This is a genomic window from Methylomonas sp. 11b (assembly GCF_000515215.1).
Taxonomy (GTDB): domain Bacteria; phylum Pseudomonadota; class Gammaproteobacteria; order Methylococcales; family Methylomonadaceae; genus Methylomonas.
In genome coordinates this window covers 4,705,579-4,724,592 of record NZ_KI911557.1, presented here as the reverse complement: position 1 = coordinate 4,724,592, position 19,014 = coordinate 4,705,579, and the positions used below count along the sequence as shown (strand labels likewise).

The window sequence follows — 19,014 nt, the reverse complement described above, 5'->3', positions numbered from 1 at the left end:
CACCAAAATAAAATCCAAGCGCACAAGCACACGCTACGCAGGCCCGACAAATCCTGTTTAACCTAAGGTTGGAACCGCCGAGAAATCAATGGCGACTCAGTTGCCCGGCTTTACGAATCGCCGGTTATCGATTTGAGCCGGAGGGGCCGAAAGGATTGTTCTCGCCTCCAGAATGGATCATTTGGCGGAAGTTTTGCGCGATATTCGTGCGAGCGCGGCATAATAGGCAGTATGAAAACACCGAAAAGACTCGAACCATTAATCGATAGCGGCCTGGTCGACGAGGTCCTTGGCTCGTTGAAAAGCGGCAAAGAGGCGGCTGTCTATGTAGTGCGCTGCGGCGGAGAAATTTGCTGCGCCAAAGTTTACAAGGAGGCCGACCAGCGCAGTTTCAAGCAAAGCGTGCTGTATCAAGAAGGCCGCAAAGTGCGAAATAGCCGTCGTGCCCGGGCGATGGAAAAAGGCAGCAGCTACGGCCGCAAAGAGCAGGAGTCGGCTTGGCAAAATGCTGAAGTGACAGCTTTATACCGCCTGGCGGCTGCCGGCGTCCGCGTCCCCAAACCCTATAATTTCATCGACGGCGTCTTGCTGATGGAACTGGTCGCCGATGCCGACGGCCACCCGGCGCCTAGACTCAACGATCTGGAAATGCCGGCGGAGCTGGCGCGCGAATACCATGCGTTTCTGATCGGCCAGATCGTGCGCATGCTCTGCGACGGCCTGGTACATGGCGATTTGTCCGAATACAACGTGCTGGTCGGTCGCGACGGGCCGGTGATTATCGATTTACCGCAAGCCGTCGATGCCGCCGGCAATAATAACGCCCGAGCGATGCTGGAACGGGATGTCACCAATATGGCCGCTTATTTCGGCCAGTTCGCACCGGAGTTGTTGAAGACTAACTTTGGTAAGGAAATGTGGAAACTGTATCAAAGCGGCGACTTGCATCCTGAAACCAATTTGACCGGCCACTTCGAAGATAACGCTAAACCGGCCGACCTGCGCAGCGTCATTCGCGAGATAGACGCGGCCCGCGAAGAAAACGAGGCCAAGCAGCGTTTTTTACAGACTCCGTAATTCAACATCTCGAACAACCCAAAAAGAAAAAGCCGGTGTTACCCGGCTTTTTCTTACTGCTTGGAACCGCTAACGCTATCAGGCATAGGTATCGATCTTGCTGCCTTTTCTAGCGTCATTATCGCCATCAGCATCTTTCACCATAGCTTGCACTGGCGGTGTTGCGGCCTGCTGATTCGCTGCGGGCTGTTTCGGTTGATTGGTGATAGGGAAATACGGCGTTAAACCCACTCCCGAGACGGATGACATGGTATATCTCCTCTTGATTGAATAGTACCGGCCATGTTTCGGCTGGCATCCGGTTATCGACCGGTTTTACCAAAGCTTTAAAAGGCCGCGGCCAGCCAATTGAGCTCGCTGCCTTGCACATAAGCCCTCAGTCTTTCAAAAGCTGATCCCGTATCGGTAATTGCCGAATCCGCTGACCCGTGGCCGCAAAAATAGCGTTGCACAGGGCCGGTGCAATCGGCGGCACTCCCGGTTCGCCAACACCGCCCAAAGGTGTATCAAATTCTGCAGACGGCAATAGATGCACTTTGATTTCGCGCGGCGCGTCGTCGATGCGCGTGAGCTGGTACGCATGAAAATTGTCTTGCTGCACTGCGCCGTTTTTAAAGCTGATTTCGCCCAGCGTCGCCAAACTCACACCCATGATGCAAGCCCCCTCGATCTGCGCACGAATCCGCTCAGGATTGACTTGCGGACCGCAATCCACCGCCACATCGACTCTGGGGACGCTCAACTTGCCGGTCTCATCGACCGCTACTTCCACAACCACAGCGACATAGGTCACGAAACTATAATGCGCGGCCAAACCCAAGCCCTGCCCCTTGGCCAGCTGACGCCCCCAGCCGGCCTCGCGGGTCACCGTTTCGATTACGCGGCGCAGACGGCCGGTATCGACGGGGTAAAGCGCGGGCGATTCGCCGTGGTTCCAGGTGTCATTTAAACTGGTCGGATCGATCCGCCGGGCCGGGCCGATGATCTCCAACAGAAAATCGCGATGATCGCGTCCGGCTGCCGCCGCCAATTCAGCCACAAAAGACTGCACGGCAAACGCATGCGGAATATTGGACACCGAGCGAAACCAGCCGATACGAGTATGCGCCGCTGCCGGTGGGTTTTCGATGCGCAGGTTGTCGATTGCAAACGGCACATTGATCACACCCATGCCCAATTCCACCGGCATTTGTTGCTTGCTATCCGGCCCAAAGGTGGAGGAAATGCTCGGCGCAGCGGTTCTATGCAGCCAGGCTACCGGCTTGCCCTGCGCATCCAAGCCTGCTTCCAAGCGCTCTAGTGACACCGTGTGGAAATAGGAGTGATGCAGATCGTCTTCGCGGGTCCAGGTCACTTTCACCGGCTTGCCTCGCATAGCCTGCGATAACAATGCCGCTTCAATGACGTAGTCGGGTTTGGATTTACGCCCGAAACCGCCACCCAACAGCGTGACGTTGACGGTTACTTTGTCTTCCGGCAATTTCAGCCATTTAGCGACTTTATCCCGGGTCAACTGCGGCGCCTGGGTACACGTCCAGATTTCGCAATGTCCCTTGATGATGCGGGCCGTCGCCGCCGGCGGTTCCATCGGTGCTTGGGCCAGATGCGGCAAATAATATTCCGCTTCCAGGCGCTTGGCTGCCCCTTGCAATGCGGCATAGACATCGCCTTGTTGGCGCACCAACTTACCCGGCTGGCGGACGGCGGCTTCCAGTTCGGCTTTGTAGGCTAGCGAATCGTAGCTGGCATGTTCCCCACTGTCCCACTCGATTTTTAAAGCATTGCGGCCCTGGATCGCCGCCCAGGTGTTGCTTGCAATCACCGCGATACCACCTAACGGATTGAATTCGGCAGGAAGCGGACTGCTAGGCAATTCGACAATTTTTATGACTCCCGGCACTTTAAGCGCGGCACTAGCGTCATATTTTGAAAGCTTGCCGCCCAACACCGGCGGCCGCGCCACGACGGCGTATAGCAGACCTTTCAGTTGGGTATCGATGCCATACATAGCGCGTCCGGACACAATATCCGGGCCGTCGTAAACGCCTTGCCGGCCTTTGCCGATGTAACGAAATTCCGTCGAATTCTTCAAACGCAAGCTGTCGCGGTCTGGCACCGGCAACTTTGCCGCCGCTTTGGCTAACTCGCCGTAGCCCAAGGTTTTGCCGCTGGCGATGTGCAGTATATGGTGTTGCTCGGCGCGGACTTCCGTTATCGGCACGCGCCAGCGCGCTGCGGCGGCAGCTTCCAGCATTTGTCTGGCAGCCGCCCCGACTCGGCGCATCGGCATGAAAAAGTGGCGCATGCTGCGCGAACCGTCGGTGTCTTGATTGCCGAAACGCTTTTCGTCACCAGGCGCTTGCACAACATTTACCCTGGACCAATCGGCTTCCAGCTCATCGGCCACCACCATCGGCAAACTGGTACGTACCCCCTGCCCCATCTCGGAACGGTGGCAGATGATGCTTACCGCGCCATCGGCGGCGATGGCCACAAAAACCAAAGGATTATCGACCCAACCGTGCGGCATCGCATCGGCACCGAACTTGCCGGCAGCAGCTGGCGCGGCGGCTTCGTCCGCTCTGTGCAAAGTAGGCAGGCCAATGGCCAACACAAAGCCGCTCAAGGCGAACTGCTTGATAAAGGTCCGGCGGCTGATGTTGTCGATCAAATACCCGTCGTCGGTATCGCTTTGCTCGATATCGGCTTGCAGAAATTCTGCTGAGTTTTTCATGATTGCACCTCCGGCAAACCGGCGGCCTGCTTGATCGCGGCGCGAATCCGCGGATAGGTACCGCAACGGCATAGATTGCCGCTCATGGCTTTATCGATATCGGCATCGCTGGGTTGCGGATGCTGTTTAAGCAGTGCGGTAGCACTCATGACTTGCCCGGCCTGGCAATAGCCGCACTGCGGTACACCTAAACTCAGCCAGGCATCCTGGACCTTTTTACCGGTCTGATCCTGCTCTATAGCTTCGATAGTGACAATTTTTTTGCCCGCCGCAGCCGAAATAGGCGTGACACAGGCGCGGGTCGGTTCGCCATCCACATGTACCGTGCAGGCGCCGCACAACGCCATCCCGCAGCCGTACTTCGTGCCGGTCAATCCTAATTGGTCGCGCAGCGCCCAAAGCAGTGGCGTGTCAGCGGGCAGATTTATCTTGCGGCTTTTACCGTTGATATTGAGCGTTGTCATGAGATTTCTCGCGTCAGTCGGCGGTTAATAACGGCGCCGGCACATCCATCAACAACTTCGGCGCGATAGTTCGCAGCATGGTACACGGGCAGGGTTGGGCAGTAAAGGCGCTTCGCCTCTAAACAATCTAAAGCCCTGGTGACTAGTCGCTTTAGTTGTTATGGGGTACTGAAAATACCAGGAATGATACTGATGACGGGCCTCTAGCTATCTCCCGACCTAGAGGCTTGCGTCACCAGCACCACCCATGATTTGCGCTAATCTCCGGCAAGCTTGCAAGGCAACAAGTCAGAAAATTAGTTTTACTACATATGGAAAATATGAGGCTGCCGACTATCTTGTCTGATTGCTCTCACGGAAAAAATTGAATTTTTCACCACCGGCAACCTCATGATAAGCAGGTTACCGCAGGTAATTCGATAGTCAAGGTGACTTGGGAACAGAATTTATCAACGATGGAAATATTAACGGCTACTTGAAAAAGCCCGGGTTTTGCCGTTTCTGCGCATAAGGTTTATCGACTCAAGCGCCATTGCTCAGACAACTTTGGATTTGGCATACAGCGCCGCGCCGACAATACCGGCCTGGTTCAAAAAAGCCGCCGGCTTCACCGGGGTTTTTATGGCTATCTGCTCTTTAAATTTATCGAATTTTTTACTCGCACCACCGCCCAAAATGATCAGATCGGGCCAGAACAGTTTTTCCATCGTACTCAAATAAACGTTGAAGCGATTGCCCCAAGCTTTCCAACCCAAATCTTGCAATTTACGGGCGGCATCGGATGCAAAGCGCTCGGCCTCCAGACCGTTTTCCAGATACACATGACCCAGTTCCGTATTGGGTAGCAGATTGCCATCGGTAAACAGCGCGGTCCCCAGGCCGGTGCCGATGGTAATCAACAAGACTACACCCACTTGGCCCGCACCCTCGCCAAAATGCATTTCCGCGATACCGGCGGCGTCTGCATCGTTTAAGTTGTGACACTCGCAGTTGGTGGCTTCTGAAAACAATTTATCGATATTGGTGCCAATAAAGGCCTTGGAAATATTCGCCGCCGTGCGCACCACGCCCTGTTGAATCGCTGCCGGAAAACCGCAGCCGATGGGCCCGGTCCAACCAAAATGCAATACCAATTGCGCCAGCACCGCTGCTACCGCCTCCGGTGTTGCGGGTTGCGGCGTATCGATCCGATGCCGTTCGGAAACCAGTTCGCCCGTCAAGGTATCAACAATCGCACCTTTGATACCCGAACCGCCAATATCCACACCGAGAATTTGCATAAAATGTCCTGAAAGTTTGCCATGCAGATTGGACATTCTAGGCGAAGAGCGGCTAAGGGCTTAGAAAAATTTCCGTCACCGTGGCCGACAAACGGCTATTGCGGCTATGGATTTCCGGTGCTGAGAACGTGATCAATCAAGTAACCGTGGTCAATTATTAGCCAATTTGCGAGCGCCTGCTTGAATACAGCGACTTGCGCTTACTTTTATCAGCATACCAACAAACTTATCCACAGTTTTTGTGGAAAACCACGATCATCGGCGACAACACTAACATGCGAAAACTGTCGCCAAAGCAATTACCGGATTATGTGCCCGGATTTCTGTTATAAATGGCGCACAACAATAAAGATAACCAGGAGTACCAAATGATCACAGTGACAATTTACCTTTTAACCATGTTTTTTGCCGGCTACGCGATTTACCACGTCCGGAGCAAATAGCCCGTCATGTAGATAAAAAAAGCCTCTACCGAATACAACGATAGAGGCTATAGAGTGTGCAGTGCCGGAGTCACTGCTTACGAGGGAGGTCACACATAAAACATAAAGCACTAGCGGGTCCAACAAAAAGCAAAATACTGGAAATAGTCGCAGCAGCGAACGACAACGTAGATGTAACAAACTCACCCATCGAAAAGTTCCAAATACCGGTAGCAAACTGAATACCGGCAATACTGTCTTTCCTAAGAGTACCTGGAACGTACATCTGATCCGCCTCAACCGTTTGCAGTCAATTTAAAGTACGACTTCACTATAATCCCCTGTCGAAAATTTACAATTAGCCATTTAAGTTATTCATAATTCCCTTTTAATAAACAATATAACGGGAACTATTGCTGGAATCGCCTATCCACATCGTTTTCACCACTGCCGCCCAGAAAGGGAAAATGTGACGTGATCACCCTACTTTTTTAGCATTCGCCTCCTTGCTTCCACCACATCTGCTGGTAGATTGCGGAGTGTTAAGTTTTTTGATTCCTGACACACGTTCCGTCCTCAGAGGGGTGCTCCATAGCCCGCAATCCCCTTCGACGCGAGTATCTCGCCGACTGCGCGAGCCCCGCATCGCGAGGGGACTTTTTTTTGCGGAATCCGAAGCTAGGGAATACGCAAACATTGTGAAATTACAAAGCAAACCAATACAGACTTGCAGGGCTATTAAGCCGCCAGTCCCAGCGACAAGCCCGCTAGCACCACTTCCCAGAACCGCCCAATGAATAACGAATACGAATTCACTCTGCTTTACGATGGCCGCTGCCCGATTTGCCGGAAGGAAGTGACCTGGTTACAGTCGCGAAACAAGCAAAACAAACTGGCTTTGCAAGATATTCATGCCGAGGATTTCAATCCAGCTCACTATGACAAATCGCTGGACGAATTGATGGCGGAAATCCATGGTGTGTGCGCCGATGGCCGCCTGATCAAGGGGATGCCGGTGTTTTACGCTGCTTACAGCGCTGTCGGCTTGGGATGGCTGATGGCTCCCACCCGCTGGCCCCTGCTAAAACCGCTGTTTGACCGTCTGTATGCATGGTTTGCCCGGCACCGTTTACGTTTCGGTACCTTGTTAGGCGCCAAACGCTGCCAAGATGCAAGTTGCAGCATTCGCTCCGGACATGAAAAAACATGACCCTCTTTGACGAGACTCGTTTATATGAAAAACCCCTTAGCCCTAATCGGCAGCCTGATTTTGACCGGATGCACGGTAATGGGCATTAGAAGCAGCGCCGAACCGCAATACCAATTGCTCTCCGAACAGGGGGACGTGCAAATCAGGCAGTATCCGCCCTTATTAATCGCCGAAACCGTCATTGACGCCGATTACGCGCAAGCCGGCAATATCGGTTTCAATCGCTTGGCCGGCTATATTTTTGGCGGCAATCAGCAAAAACAGCAGATGGCCATGACCGCCCCGGTGTTTCGCGAAAATGCCGGCGAACAAATCGCGATGACCGCGCCTGTGTTGCAGCAGGCAGTCGGTAACAAATGGACGATGGCTTTCGTGATGCCGGCGGGCTATAGTCTCGAAACATTACCGACTCCAATCGATCCCCAAGTGACTATCAAAGTCTTACCCGCGAAAAAAGTCGCGGTGTTGCGCTATTCCGGCAGTCTTAACCTGGAAAAAATTCACGAAAAAAGCCAACTATTGCTGGCCTGGATCGAACAACAGCAGCTCACGCCCCTAACCGCCCCGCGTTCGGCGGCATACGATCCACCTTGGACTCTACCCGCCTTACGCCGCAACGAAATCCATATAGACATCGAATAAGGCATTCCGGTGACACATTTGTTAGTGGTGGCGCACGGCAGCCGTCGGGAGGATTCCAACCTTGAGATTCGCGAGCTGATAGAAAAACTGCGGCTGATGACTACCCGCTTCGCGGCAATAGACTGTGCTTTTCTGGAGATCGCCGAACCGACTATAGAGCAAGGCTTACGCCAACAAATAGCCCAGGGCGCGCGGCAGATTGTCGTGATGCCTTATTTCCTGTCAGCGGGACGCCACGTCAGCATCGATGTTCCCGAACACGTGCAAAGGATTCGCGACACACATCCGCAAATCGACATACGTATTGCCAACCATTTGGGCGCCGCGGAAAAAATCGGCGGTATAGTACTCGATCTGGCCAATTTGGCTATTTGAACACGGCTTTTGCGCATCAATTTCACTGCCGCGAGCAGCCGTTAAATCAGGCTAACGCGGGTTTCCTAACCTTAAACCGGTAACCGTGATAGACTGCCGGCTGAAAGTTCATCTTCAATATGTAATTCCCTTAGTCCCCGGGCGGACATCGCGACAGCAGTACTGCCGAACACAGATTTCTCCCCTTATTTTCCCCATTGAGACCTTAATGCCATTTTCCAATCTCGGTTTATCCGAGGCTTTAATAAAAGCTATTGCCGATTCCGGCTACACCACCCCTACCCCCATTCAAAGTAAAGCCATACCCGCCGTGTTAACCGGGCGCGATTTACTTGCCGCCGCGCAAACCGGCACCGGCAAAACCGCCGGCTTTACCTTGCCGATCTTGCACCGTTTGGCGCAAACCGACTATGGCCGCAATCGGCCCGTGCGCGCACTGATCTTGACGCCCACACGAGAGTTGGCCGCGCAAGTTGCCGAATCCGTTGCCAAATACGGCGCGCATCAACAACCGCGCTTAAAATCCGAAGTCGTATTCGGCGGCGTGAAGATCAATCCACAAATGATGCGCTTGCGCGGCGGCGTGGACATTCTGACCGCAACGCCGGGTCGTCTGCTGGATTTGGTCAGTCAAAACGCCGTAAAACTGGATAAAGTGGAAATGTTGGTGCTGGACGAAGCTGACCGCATGTTGGACATGGGCTTTATCAAAGACATTCGCAAAATCCTGGCCATGCTGCCGAAAAAACGCCAAAACCTGTTGTTTTCCGCGACTTTTTCCGCCGATATTCGCAAGTTAACCGGCGATTTGCTGGTTAATCCGGTCAAAATTGAAGTGGCCGTCGAAAACGCTGCCGCCGACCTGATCGATCAACGGGTTTATACCGTCAGTAAAACCGCGAAAACCGCCTTGTTGACCCATCTGGTGAAAACTAAAGACTGGCAGCAAGTATTGGTGTTTACCAGTACCAAGCACGGCGCCAACAAACTCACCGAAAAACTGAACATCGCCAATATCAAGGCTGCCGCGATTCACGGCAATAAAAGCCAGGGCGCCAGAACCAGCGCTTTGGCAGGCTTCAAAGCCGGCGACATTCGCGTGTTGGTTGCCACTGACGTGGCGGCACGCGGCATCGATATTGCCCAATTGCCGCACGTAGTGAATTTTGAATTACCGCGCTCGTCCGCCGATTATGTGCATCGCATCGGCAGAACCGGCCGCGCCGGACAAAACGGCCAGGCGGTTTCGCTGGTATCGCAAGACGAATATCAGGCCTTGCGCTTAGTTGAAAAATTAATAGGCCTGCAAATACCCCGCGAGCAGGTAGACGGCTTCGCAGCCGCTTAAATGACCGTCAATTCATGCCCACCGCACCATCACAGATTGGTGTTGGTGAGCGTGCAAACCTAGGACACTTCGCCGTGACGTCAGTAGATTTACGGACAAAACGGCGAGACACAGTTGGACTCTATTTCATCGCAGTAAAATTTTACCCGCTCTTGCTTGTCGGCTTTTCGCTGGTAGATTCTCCCTCGCAGTGTATTAGTTTCAATATTTCCTAGTTTGTGCTCCCGTAGATTCGATTAAAGCAATAGAGCGCATCGTTGCTGAATCTGCGGGAGCATCTTTTATCCCTAATAAATGCATCACAGAGGTTTATTATGCCCTTCGCTCACCAACCACCACCGCCTCGTCCCGGCTGGAATTATCAAAGCTTTTTTTAACTCAGTTAAATAAACAAAAGCAGACCAAGGAAGCTAAGCCTGCTTAATGGCTGTTTAAAATTTTAGCGCGCACGGGTCACCGTCATTTGCGCGCTGGCAAACTTGCCGCGAAAACTCAAAGGAAAATTGGCAATGCTATTGCCGCCGAGCAAGTCGCCGATAATGCTAGCTCTAGCTGTAAAGAAAGACACAGTAGAACTAAAGTCGAAATAAATTTGCTCGATATTGGTTGCCATCTTCACTTCGCCTTTCTTGGAATAAGACCACCAATTTGCCAGAAACGGACTGGCTATCTCCGGCTCGGCAACATTGCCATGTAAAAACCAAGTGACAGCATCAGGAGCATCGGGAGAAACCGCTGCGTAAAACTCGTTTGTTGCGCTTGTCGGCGTCACTTCATAGGTCAAATTGCCGTCCCATTGTGCAGGCACGCCTTGTTTACGCAAACCGTTAACCAAGGCCGGCACGTTGCTCGCATAAGTCAGGGTGTAATTATTGATGGCGGTATTGGGATCGGTTCCGGTACCGTCCGGCGAATACAGCATGATGCCAAGGTGGGCCACCGTACCGGCTTGGGCTGGGCGATTATTCACTGCCACACCTTGACAATGGGCAATGCGCACCACCAATTTTGCTCCGGCGTCATCCACGACAAGTTGGTATTGGCTAGGTACCAGAGCCCGTGCTTTACTTTCTGCAACAGGCGCAACGCCCACGAACTCGGTGCAATCCGTAAAAGCGACGTTAAGTCCCCTACTAGCCTCCGATTCGTCAGCCTGCACCTGCCAAGCCGCTGTTGCCAGAAAAGTAGGAATAATCCAGCCGATAGTGCGTTTCATACTGACCTCCAAAAGGGATTAATTGCGACAGTAAAGTCGCTTGCAAACTATTGCATTCACATTTAAAAGTAAAGCTGCCGCCGCTGGTTGCGCGCCGGCTACCAAGGAAAACACTCCATACGATTTACAGGTATTTGAGCCAGCGCCAATGCGGCTTGCGAGCCTTTAAGGTTTCAAAGCCCTGGCAGATGGGAAACAGCGTTAGCACCACAAATAGCCAAATGCCATAAACCACCGGCAAACCATAGCCGTAGTCTTGCGGTAAGTCCGGCGACCAAATACCTCCGCCGATTATTGCCGCCACCGGTCCGTCCGTGATTGCCGCCACCCATACTGCCAGACCATGAATCAGGTACAAGTGCAGCAGATAAAAGAACAGCGGGGTCCTGCCGAATACTTGTAAAAAACCGAAGCGTTCGGCTGCCTTGCCCTCGGCCAGCGCCAAGATCAGCAACGCCGGCCCCAAGGTCATTAGCAGATACAACAAGGACGGCGGGTATTTATGGCAGTTGATAAACGACAATACGGTAAACACCGGGTCCGGATAGTTTTGCCAAGGCTTGGGGTCGCCGTACAGATTGCTGAAACGCAGTACCAAGAATGCGCCTATCAATGTTAGGCCCAAGTTAAAAAGCCTACGCCGCGTGTGCCAGACGTCGTTAGTCAATAACTTTCCAAATCCGAAGCCCACGGCCATCACGCCTATCCATGGAATCAACGGATAATAGGGATTAAGTAGCCAGCCGTCACCGAACGGCACATCGTCCCCAGTGTGTAGCACTGCCCACCAGGGCCCGAAACTTCCCAAGTCGACAGGCTTGAGTGCATCGAAAGCGTTATGCCCCACTATCATGGTCGCACCCAACGCCACACACCAACCCAACGGCAACTTTGCCAGCCCGGCCAGCGCGATCATCGACCAAGCAATCGCCCACAACACGCCGCCATCGATGTGCCGCAGATCGGCGCGAAAATTCCACGACCAGGCTTCCACGGTGCAGGTCAAAACCAGCAGTAACAGACCACGCTCCAGCAAAAATCGGCTCAACGGCGCATCCGCTCCCCGGCGACTCTGCCACAGATATGCGCTGGTGCCGGCCAAAAACACGAACACCGGCGCGCAGAAATGCGTGATCCAGCGGGTCAGAAACAAGGCCACTGAAGTCTTATCCAGATCGGTAGGGCTGAAATGACTGGCACTGAAAAAATCGCGGGTATGATCCAGTGTCATCAATACCATGACCAGGCCGCGCAAGACGTCGATAGACGCTAAGCGTCTGGAAGATGAAACGGTATCCAAGGTAATTTGCCCCACATGATTGGCAATCAAAGACACCGAGGGTAAGATCGATCAGCAAAAAACTCAAGGGGAGACTGCCATGAGCGAATGCCGGATCGCTTGCGATTTGCACGACTATATCGAAATTGCCTGTCTGTACGGCTATCGGGTTAGATTGACATTAAAAGACAAAAGAATCGTCGAGGGTCGGGCATTAAATGTAGTGGCCGAAGAAAGACACGAATTTCTATTGTTGGAGCATAGCCCCACTGGGAAAATCGCGCTGGATCAACTGGCAAAACTGCAAGTACTGACGCCGAACGCACGCTTTACCGAGGTGATTTTCTAAAGCTATCTAACAGCACTGGTTATACTGGCCGCCTTTATCCGCAAAATCACAATCCTTGTTCGATGTTAGAAATATATTTAGATAGCGCCGATGTAGCCGGCATCAAAAACCTTTGCCCAGCTTTACCCTTGGCGGGCGTTACCACCAATCCATCGATTATGGCGACCGGCGGAATCGGTCTACATGAACTGTTACCGATACTGACAGACATCATCGGCCCAGAAGCGCGGTTTCATGTACAAGTGCTTAATAACTCGGTTGACGGTATCATCGCGGAAGCGCACAAACTCCACGAGTTACCGTTCGACATCATTGTCAAAATACCTGCGCATAATGCTGGTTTAAGTGCTATCAAACAACTGAAAAAAGATAATATCCCGCTATTGGCTACTGCGATTTATAACGTCCAGCAAGGGATGCTTGCGGCGCTGCATGGCGCCGATTACCTGGCGCCCTATCTCAACCGCATCGACAATCAAGGCTTTGACGGGATTGCTGTAGTCAGCGATTTGCAAGCCTTAATCGACCACTACCAATTGCCCAGCAAACTTTTGGTTGCCAGCTTCAAAAACGTCAATCAGGTTTTGCAGGTGTTAAAACTCGGCGTGGGCGCGGTAACCTTGCCGCTGGACATTGCCCAGCAAATCTTGACCACTCCAGCTACCGACACTGCCGTTGCGAAATTCAGCCACGACTGGCAAGCGGCATTTGCCGATAAACTGTCTTTTGAAAGCTAAAGAGGAATGACGAGGAAATTTAGGGAACTCGGTTAACAACTTCGCCCTTTCCCTGATACCCCAAATTACAAAGCTTTGGCAAGCTTTTCGCGTCAATTGTTGTCATAACAGGGTACAATTAGACTAACATTATATTGCTTAGCTTTGCGGCCTGTCTTAACCGTAAAGCATACGATAAACACCCAATTCGAACCCTATTCGTGTAACCATGACAACTCAATCGCACGCCCTGAAAGATTCGCGCCATAGGTATGCTCGGTTAGCGTTGGCGGCCTGTATTTATTATGCTGGAACAGAGCAGGTGTGGAGCGCAGATATGCCCGCTACAGTGCAGGAAACCAGTCTGCCTTCGATAAATAGCGTTTCCGAAATCGTTAATCCTATTCCTGCCGACAACCCAATTGGCGCCATTCTGCTTAGTAAACGACATCCGCTGTTGTTACGCGCCGATTTTAGCCGCGTTAGCGAGCTTGTTAGCCAAATCTATCTTAATACTCAATTTCAACCGATCTGGTTTACGGCAAATCGCTCGGAAAAAAACTTTAACGATTTGTTGAGCATATTAAACAATGCATCCAACGATGCGTTGAATCCTGCCAATTATGACGTTGACCGCCTGAAACAACTGATCAGTGGCCCGAATCCTGATAACGCTGCCGTTGCGGGTTACGATGTGGCTTTGACCGTGTCCTTGGTACGTTATCTGCACGATTTGCGGCAAGGCCAAGTGGATCCGCGCGATGTTGAGTATCCGGTACACATCGCTCCCAAACCCGCTTTGGATTTGGCCGGCTTGTTGAAACAACACTTGGCATCACAAACATTGACCGAGGTAGTCGGTCAATTTGAGCCTAAAACTAAGCAATACCAACAACTCAAACAAATTTTCACGCGTTTGCAGCAGTTGGGAAATCAAACGGGACCTCAGGAATTCAAGCCCGGCAAAATGCTACGTCCAGGCGATAAGCATCCGCATATCGTGCATTTGCGCCAACGACTGCGGGACATGGGCTTACTGGACAATAGCGCCGCCGATAGTAAAACTTACGACAGCGATTTGGTTGCCACCGTCAAAAAAGTTCAGCAACAACAAGGTTTAACGGCAGATGGCGTGATTGGCTCGGCCACTGCCGCATTATTCAATCAATCTTCGAGCGAAAAAATCGCCCAGATCGCGCTGGCCATGGAGCGCGCGCGCTGGATTCCGGATACCACCGACGGACCGATGATTGTGGTTAATATCCCGGCATTTGAGTTGTGGGCGTTTAATTCAGTTGACGACCCTAACCCGCTGAACATGAAAGTAGTAGTAGGCAAGTCCCAGAGCAACCAAACGCCGGTACTGTGGGAAGAAATGAAATATCTGGAATTTATGCCTTACTGGAACATTCCAAAAACTATTTATGAAAAAGAAATACTGCCAAAAGCAGCAAATAACCAAGGCTATTTAGCTAGCCAGGAAATAGAACTGGTAAGACACCAAAACAGTGAAGAGAAAGGCGGCGGCAGCTATTTGCGCGCGCGGCAGCGCCCGGGCAAGAAAAATCCGTTAGGACGGGTTAAGTTCGTATTTCCAAATACGGCGGACGTGTATTTACACGACACCCCCGGCCATGCCGCATTTAACCGCCCACGTCGCGATTTAAGCCACGGCTGCGTGCGGGTATCGGCGCCGGAACAATTAGCCCAATTCGTCCTGGGCGATCAGGCCGGCTGGGACAAAGAAACCATCAAGCAAGCAATGTCGGCCCCTAAAACCCGCCACGTAACGCTAAAACGCGCCGTACCGGTACTGTTTTATTACGGCACGACATTTGTCGATCATCAAAACCAGTTACGTTTTTACCCGGACGTTTACGGCCAGGACCAACAACTGAAAAAGGCACTGGACAAAATCCATGCTCCAACTACAGCTAGTTCGACAGCGAATAATCAATTGGTGATGAGTAAAAGCCCGGACGTCGGCGCCAATCCATAAGCGGCAAAATCGAGCAGACATAAAAAAAGCGCCGCAAATGGCGCTTTTTTTATGAGCGAACGACTCTATAACTTCCAGGTTCTGAAGGTTCCGGTATCAAGGTGAATAAAGTTTGACTCAGGGTAATATCCGACTCCGCCACGATGCATAGCCAGCGCCGCACTATGAATACGCCGAAGATCGAAGCGCTCGATACGAATATCCACAGCCCGGCCTTGCATGTGGAAGCTGTTATTCGCAACGCCGGAGTTCTCGGCATGCAGTTTGGCGTTGGTCAATGGCGAACGATAACCGCAAATAACATCAAACGGTTGATTTAAACCCAAAATTTGTTTCAAATCGTGCAACTGATCCAGTAATTCCGGATCGATAGGATGTACATCGTCGGTGCGATAATCGCGCAACAAAAAGCTGATTTCATCCAACGCATCAGTAAGATAACGGCCTCTTTCAAAATACGTCAGACTTAATTTGTCCCCAGTATGCGGATTTTGAAACGCCAACGCCCGATGTGTCGCCAAGCGACCGTGATCAGCCAAGAACAACGAATCTTGGCTAGATTCCATGAATGGTTCTCTTGGCGCCGGCTGAATAATAGAATGTACTCTACCGCCCTGATTACCATGACGATTGGCATGGTATGACGCCGTGTTTACGTGTTGCTTTTTGCCTGTGTAAATATCTCGCACGCGAGACTCATGCAGGGAGTGGCGTTCCGCATGGGCGGTATGCAGGTGCCCATGCTCGCCGACAACAGATTTAAGGTTGTTTCCGCCAGCGCTTTTGCTTAGTTTGGCAGGTTGACGAACAGCCTTGGTCGCCTGAATGACTCCATGTTTAGGCAAACGCACTGCGCTCCTTGCCGACTTCGCCAATCGATGGTTTTTATCCGCTTTTACCGCTACGCTTTTCGCAGCATGCACTACGCCGGGCATCGCAATAGATAAAACCGCACCAACAGCCAGACGCCCAAAGAAGCTGCGTCGAGACAGCTCTACGTCGTCTTGCTTATTGTCTTGATTTTCTAAATTATGTCTCAGCATCCATAATCTCCTGATTAAACATCATTCGGATAGTGATGATTCCGAAGGCTAATGCCTATCGGTGTTTTGTAATTATAGCACTCTGTCACATTTCAAATTTGCTTTTGCCGACATTTTGCCACAAGGATTGCTTACACAGGAGAAGCTTGCAGACATTCAACCCACACCAAACTGCCACTCAATTCAGCTTGAAACCTCACTTTCTCCGCTTACTATTCGCGCTTTTAGAATTTTCCGGACAGCAATAAAAGCACCAGAAATAGCCTGACAACTGCGGACAAACCCAAACAATGTCACCGTTTTGATATGCGAAGCCTGCCAAGCCGCGCCCTATCGAAATAATCAGTTGCTGTCCGCAAAGTACTGTAAAAGCTGACTTGAAAATTAAGCCGCTAAAACTTGCGAGGGACAAACTACCCCCATAAAACGAAAACACCAGCTTTGTGACTCAGGCTGTTTTCTCGCCATTTTTTTAATAAAAACACAAAATATTTTTTACTACGAACCGCGTATCACAGAAGCATTTTGCTAGAAAGCGTATGGTATCTCGACTGCAAATCATTGGAGAACGACATGGAAAAGCTCATTAAAGCCCAAAATCAACTGACACTGTCTCAGCAGCTCTGTCATTCCTTTTTTTCCCAAAAAGGCTACGACCCCTTCATAAACTTTCATTCGCACGATGGCTGCGCCATGTACGACTCTTATTTACGCCACCAAAGGAGTTTTGCATCCGGGATAACAGGTCAAAACTGCCAAATCAGCTTTGTGAGCAAATTTACCAAACTGGAGTAATACTCAACGGCGGACCTAAAAGCCGCAACCGATTACTCAAACCCGAGAAACATCACTGTCAAAAAACGGCCTGCGCCAGAGCCAATGGGCTTGCCAATATCGACATCCATTTAAAATCAATAACTTGCTTGGCGCAAACCATTTCATCAACACACCTGAATAAGGGCGTCACACATTTCTGATACTCGGATTTTTTATCGCCCGTTGCCCGCATCCGCTTGGGCAGTAGCAACCTACCCTTCTCTACGTTATATTCATCGGTAAAAGCGATAAACGCTAACCCTTGATGCTACCCAATTTACTTGTGACTACTCTATTTCAGATCCCGGAAAATCATCCGCAACGGTTTATCTTGCACAACGAAGTCCATGCTAGGGCCTCGTCTATTCTCAGCTTGCCAGTCAGGGCCAGTTACTTGGCGTTATCGCTAACAAGCGACGAGAAAATGCAAGAACGTCGGCATTTGAAAGCACTCTGCGAACGGTTTGGAACTGCACCGCCCGACCTGGATGCGGACCACTTTAGCGCCAGCTTCGATGCGTTTCAGATGAGTTGGGAGCAACACGGCGAATTCAGTACCTACAGCTTTTATGCCTACGACACCGCCGCGGAGCCGTTTGCAGACCCTGCTTTAAAAAAAGTCCCAGTCGATTGGTTATCGCAGATCAGCGGAAAAGTGATCGTTGCCGCTCATGCCAGCGTCGTCTCAGCAGCAGACGTTAATTACCAAGACGAAATGGATTTATCGCCACTAACCACCTACTTTGCCGGCAACCCGATCGTCGGCTCAAAAGTAACTGGCGGAGCGGCAGCCGTATTTACCGATTTTCGGATTCATGTCGATGGCTTTAGCCGATTTTTGGTGGTCAATCAAAACTTGAGAACCGCGCAGGCCGGACGCTTATTGCATCGTTTGTTCGATATCGAAGTTTACCGCGTGATGGCGCTGTTAGCGTTCCCTATCGCGCGTAAACTTTATCCGGAATTAAAAAAGGCTGATCGGCAGCTGTATACCATCACTAATTCGATGACCCAACCGGATAACGATGACGCCAAACTACTGGATGAGTTAACGGCGTTGGCGGCTGAAGTGGAGAACCATATTTCCACCCATCAATTTCGCTTTGCCGCAGCCAGCGCTTACTACCAATTGGTCGGCCAACGCCTGGAAGACTTGCGCGAAGTGCGGATTCAGGGCATTCAAACCTTGGGCGAATTTATGAAACGGCGTTTGGAACCGGCGATGCATACCTGCAATTCCGTATCGCACCGTTTTACTCTAGTCTCCGAACGCGTGAGCAATGCCAGCCAGTTGTTACGCACCAAAGTCGACATTATTATCGAGCGGCAAAACCAGGGCTTGCTATCGTCCATGGCCCTGCGGGCAAAAATGCAGTTGCGCATGCAACAAATGGTGGAAGGCATTTCGATGGTAGCCATCACCTATTATGCTGCGAGCCTAATCGGCAAAATCGCCGAAGCATTGCACAGCTTAGGATGGCATGTTGATGCCGAGTTGGTGGAAGGCGTCTCAATTCCGTTTATTCTGGTGATCATCGGCATTAGCACCAAGCGAATTCATAAGATCATTGCAAATACGACAGAGTGAATACCATCCCATCATGGCGCTCGCCCTGAATCGGCCAAATATTTAACAAGGTAAAAATGATATTTATTTATGAATATCATGCAATTAGGTAACCTTGAGAATTGACTGACTAAGCCCGACCAGACATCTTTAAGGTAATCCGAACAATCCCCTCCAAATCTTCGTGGTTTTTTGTGCGCAGAGCATCGGCTACAATCGCCGGGCTTTCTTTAAACCGTGATTACAATTCGAGGAATCAATCCATGGCAGAGTATAGAAAATACAAATGCAAAACCTGCGGCCACATTTACGACGAGCAATTGGGCGATCCACGCAACGGCGTCGCACCTGGTACTCGCTGGGAAGATGTACCGGAAGATTGGGGCTGCCCTAAATGCGGCGCGGTAAAATCCATGTTTACTCTGGTACGCTAACAAGCGTCTAGTGCAGTCAATAAAAAGGGCGCAATTTGCGCCC

At 51.3% G+C, this 19,014-nt stretch carries 18 protein-coding genes; 11 read left to right on the top strand and 7 right to left on the bottom strand.

Annotated features, from left to right (window positions below):
* The first annotated feature begins 231 nt into the window (after positions 1-231).
* Positions 232-1,077: a PA4780 family RIO1-like protein kinase gene (locus tag METH11B_RS0122725; protein WP_026604012.1), complete on the top strand. Its 846-nt coding sequence runs from the start codon at positions 232-234 to the stop codon at positions 1,075-1,077.
* 78 nt (positions 1,078-1,155) lie between these two features.
* Here METH11B_RS0122725 and METH11B_RS29300 read toward each other — a convergent pair whose 3' ends face one another.
* The 4 genes from METH11B_RS29300 to ppgK form a co-directional block, all read right to left on the bottom strand.
* On the bottom strand, positions 1,156-1,326 hold the full coding sequence (locus METH11B_RS29300; protein ID WP_155931182.1) for a hypothetical protein: 171 nt from the start codon (positions 1,324-1,326) through the stop codon (positions 1,156-1,158).
* Positions 1,327-1,453: 127 nt separating this feature from the next.
* Positions 1,454-3,811 (bottom strand): xanthine dehydrogenase family protein molybdopterin-binding subunit, encoded by a 2,358-nt coding sequence (locus tag METH11B_RS0122715; RefSeq protein ID WP_026604011.1) that lies wholly within the window; start codon positions 3,809-3,811, stop codon positions 1,454-1,456.
* A complete protein-coding gene (locus tag METH11B_RS0122710) occupies positions 3,808-4,275 on the bottom strand; it encodes a (2Fe-2S)-binding protein (protein ID WP_026604010.1) in 468 nt (155 codons plus the stop codon). The genes METH11B_RS0122715 and METH11B_RS0122710 overlap by 4 nt, the downstream gene beginning before the upstream one ends.
* Positions 4,276-4,811: 536 nt before the next feature.
* Positions 4,812-5,555: a polyphosphate--glucose phosphotransferase gene (gene ppgK / locus METH11B_RS0122705; RefSeq protein WP_036278163.1), complete on the bottom strand. Its 744-nt coding sequence runs from the start codon at positions 5,553-5,555 to the stop codon at positions 4,812-4,814.
* Positions 5,556-6,770: 1,215 nt separating this feature from the next.
* Between ppgK and METH11B_RS0122690 the strand changes: the two genes are divergently transcribed.
* The 4 genes from METH11B_RS0122690 to METH11B_RS0122675 all read left to right on the top strand — a co-directional run bounded on the left by METH11B_RS0122690 (position 6,771) and on the right by METH11B_RS0122675 (position 9,552).
* Positions 6,771-7,187: a thiol-disulfide oxidoreductase DCC family protein gene (locus METH11B_RS0122690; RefSeq protein WP_020485406.1), complete on the top strand. Its 417-nt coding sequence runs from the start codon at positions 6,771-6,773 to the stop codon at positions 7,185-7,187.
* A 24-nt stretch (positions 7,188-7,211) separates the two neighbouring features.
* Positions 7,212-7,829 carry an SOUL family heme-binding protein gene (locus METH11B_RS0122685; RefSeq protein ID WP_026604007.1) on the top strand — a complete coding sequence of 206 codons (618 nt, stop codon included), beginning with the start codon at positions 7,212-7,214 and terminating at the stop codon, positions 7,827-7,829.
* A 9-nt stretch (positions 7,830-7,838) separates the two neighbouring features.
* On the top strand, positions 7,839-8,204 hold the full coding sequence (locus METH11B_RS0122680) for a sirohydrochlorin chelatase (RefSeq protein ID WP_026604006.1): 366 nt from the start codon (positions 7,839-7,841) through the stop codon (positions 8,202-8,204).
* Between the two features lie 208 nt (positions 8,205-8,412).
* On the top strand, positions 8,413-9,552 hold the full coding sequence (locus METH11B_RS0122675; RefSeq protein WP_026604005.1) for a DEAD/DEAH box helicase: 1,140 nt from the start codon (positions 8,413-8,415) through the stop codon (positions 9,550-9,552).
* A 439-nt stretch (positions 9,553-9,991) separates the two neighbouring features.
* Here the strand turns inward: METH11B_RS0122675 and METH11B_RS0122670 are convergent, their stop codons facing one another.
* Both METH11B_RS0122670 and METH11B_RS0122665 read right to left on the bottom strand, forming a co-directional pair.
* Entirely contained in the window at positions 9,992-10,768 is a 777-nt protein-coding gene (locus tag METH11B_RS0122670; RefSeq protein ID WP_026604004.1) for a hypothetical protein, read from the bottom strand.
* Between the two features lie 124 nt (positions 10,769-10,892).
* A complete protein-coding gene (locus METH11B_RS0122665; protein ID WP_231499656.1) occupies positions 10,893-12,098 on the bottom strand; it encodes a DUF1624 domain-containing protein in 1,206 nt (401 codons plus the stop codon).
* A gap of 49 nt (positions 12,099-12,147) precedes the next feature.
* Here METH11B_RS0122665 and METH11B_RS0122660 point away from each other — a divergent pair, with 49 nt between their 5' ends.
* The 3 genes from METH11B_RS0122660 (at position 12,148) to METH11B_RS0122650 (ending at position 15,111) form a co-directional block, all read left to right on the top strand.
* Positions 12,148-12,396, top strand: coding sequence for a Rho-binding antiterminator (locus METH11B_RS0122660; protein WP_036278155.1), 249 nt, complete (start codon positions 12,148-12,150; stop codon positions 12,394-12,396).
* 62 nt (positions 12,397-12,458) lie between these two features.
* On the top strand, positions 12,459-13,133 hold the full coding sequence (locus tag METH11B_RS0122655) for a transaldolase family protein (RefSeq protein WP_026604001.1): 675 nt from the start codon (positions 12,459-12,461) through the stop codon (positions 13,131-13,133).
* Between the two features lie 316 nt (positions 13,134-13,449).
* Positions 13,450-15,111: a L,D-transpeptidase family protein gene (locus METH11B_RS0122650; protein ID WP_026604000.1), complete on the top strand. Its 1,662-nt coding sequence runs from the start codon at positions 13,450-13,452 to the stop codon at positions 15,109-15,111.
* A 65-nt stretch (positions 15,112-15,176) separates the two neighbouring features.
* Here the strand turns inward: METH11B_RS0122650 and METH11B_RS0122645 are convergent, their stop codons facing one another.
* The gene (locus tag METH11B_RS0122645) at positions 15,177-16,154 is read right to left on the bottom strand and encodes a YcbK family protein (protein WP_026603999.1); all 978 of its coding nucleotides are present in this window, start codon (positions 16,152-16,154) and stop codon (positions 15,177-15,179) included.
* 573 nt (positions 16,155-16,727) lie between these two features.
* Here METH11B_RS0122645 and METH11B_RS29605 point away from each other — a divergent pair.
* From METH11B_RS29605 to METH11B_RS0122630, 3 genes are all read left to right on the top strand, one after another.
* Positions 16,728-16,949, top strand: coding sequence for a hypothetical protein (locus METH11B_RS29605; RefSeq protein ID WP_020485396.1), 222 nt, complete (start codon positions 16,728-16,730; stop codon positions 16,947-16,949).
* Between the two features lie 286 nt (positions 16,950-17,235).
* Positions 17,236-18,558, top strand: coding sequence for a DUF3422 domain-containing protein (locus METH11B_RS0122635; protein ID WP_026603998.1), 1,323 nt, complete (start codon positions 17,236-17,238; stop codon positions 18,556-18,558).
* Positions 18,559-18,800: 242 nt separating this feature from the next.
* Positions 18,801-18,971: a rubredoxin gene (locus tag METH11B_RS0122630; protein ID WP_020485394.1), complete on the top strand. Its 171-nt coding sequence runs from the start codon at positions 18,801-18,803 to the stop codon at positions 18,969-18,971.
* Positions 18,972-19,014 lie beyond the last annotated feature (43 nt).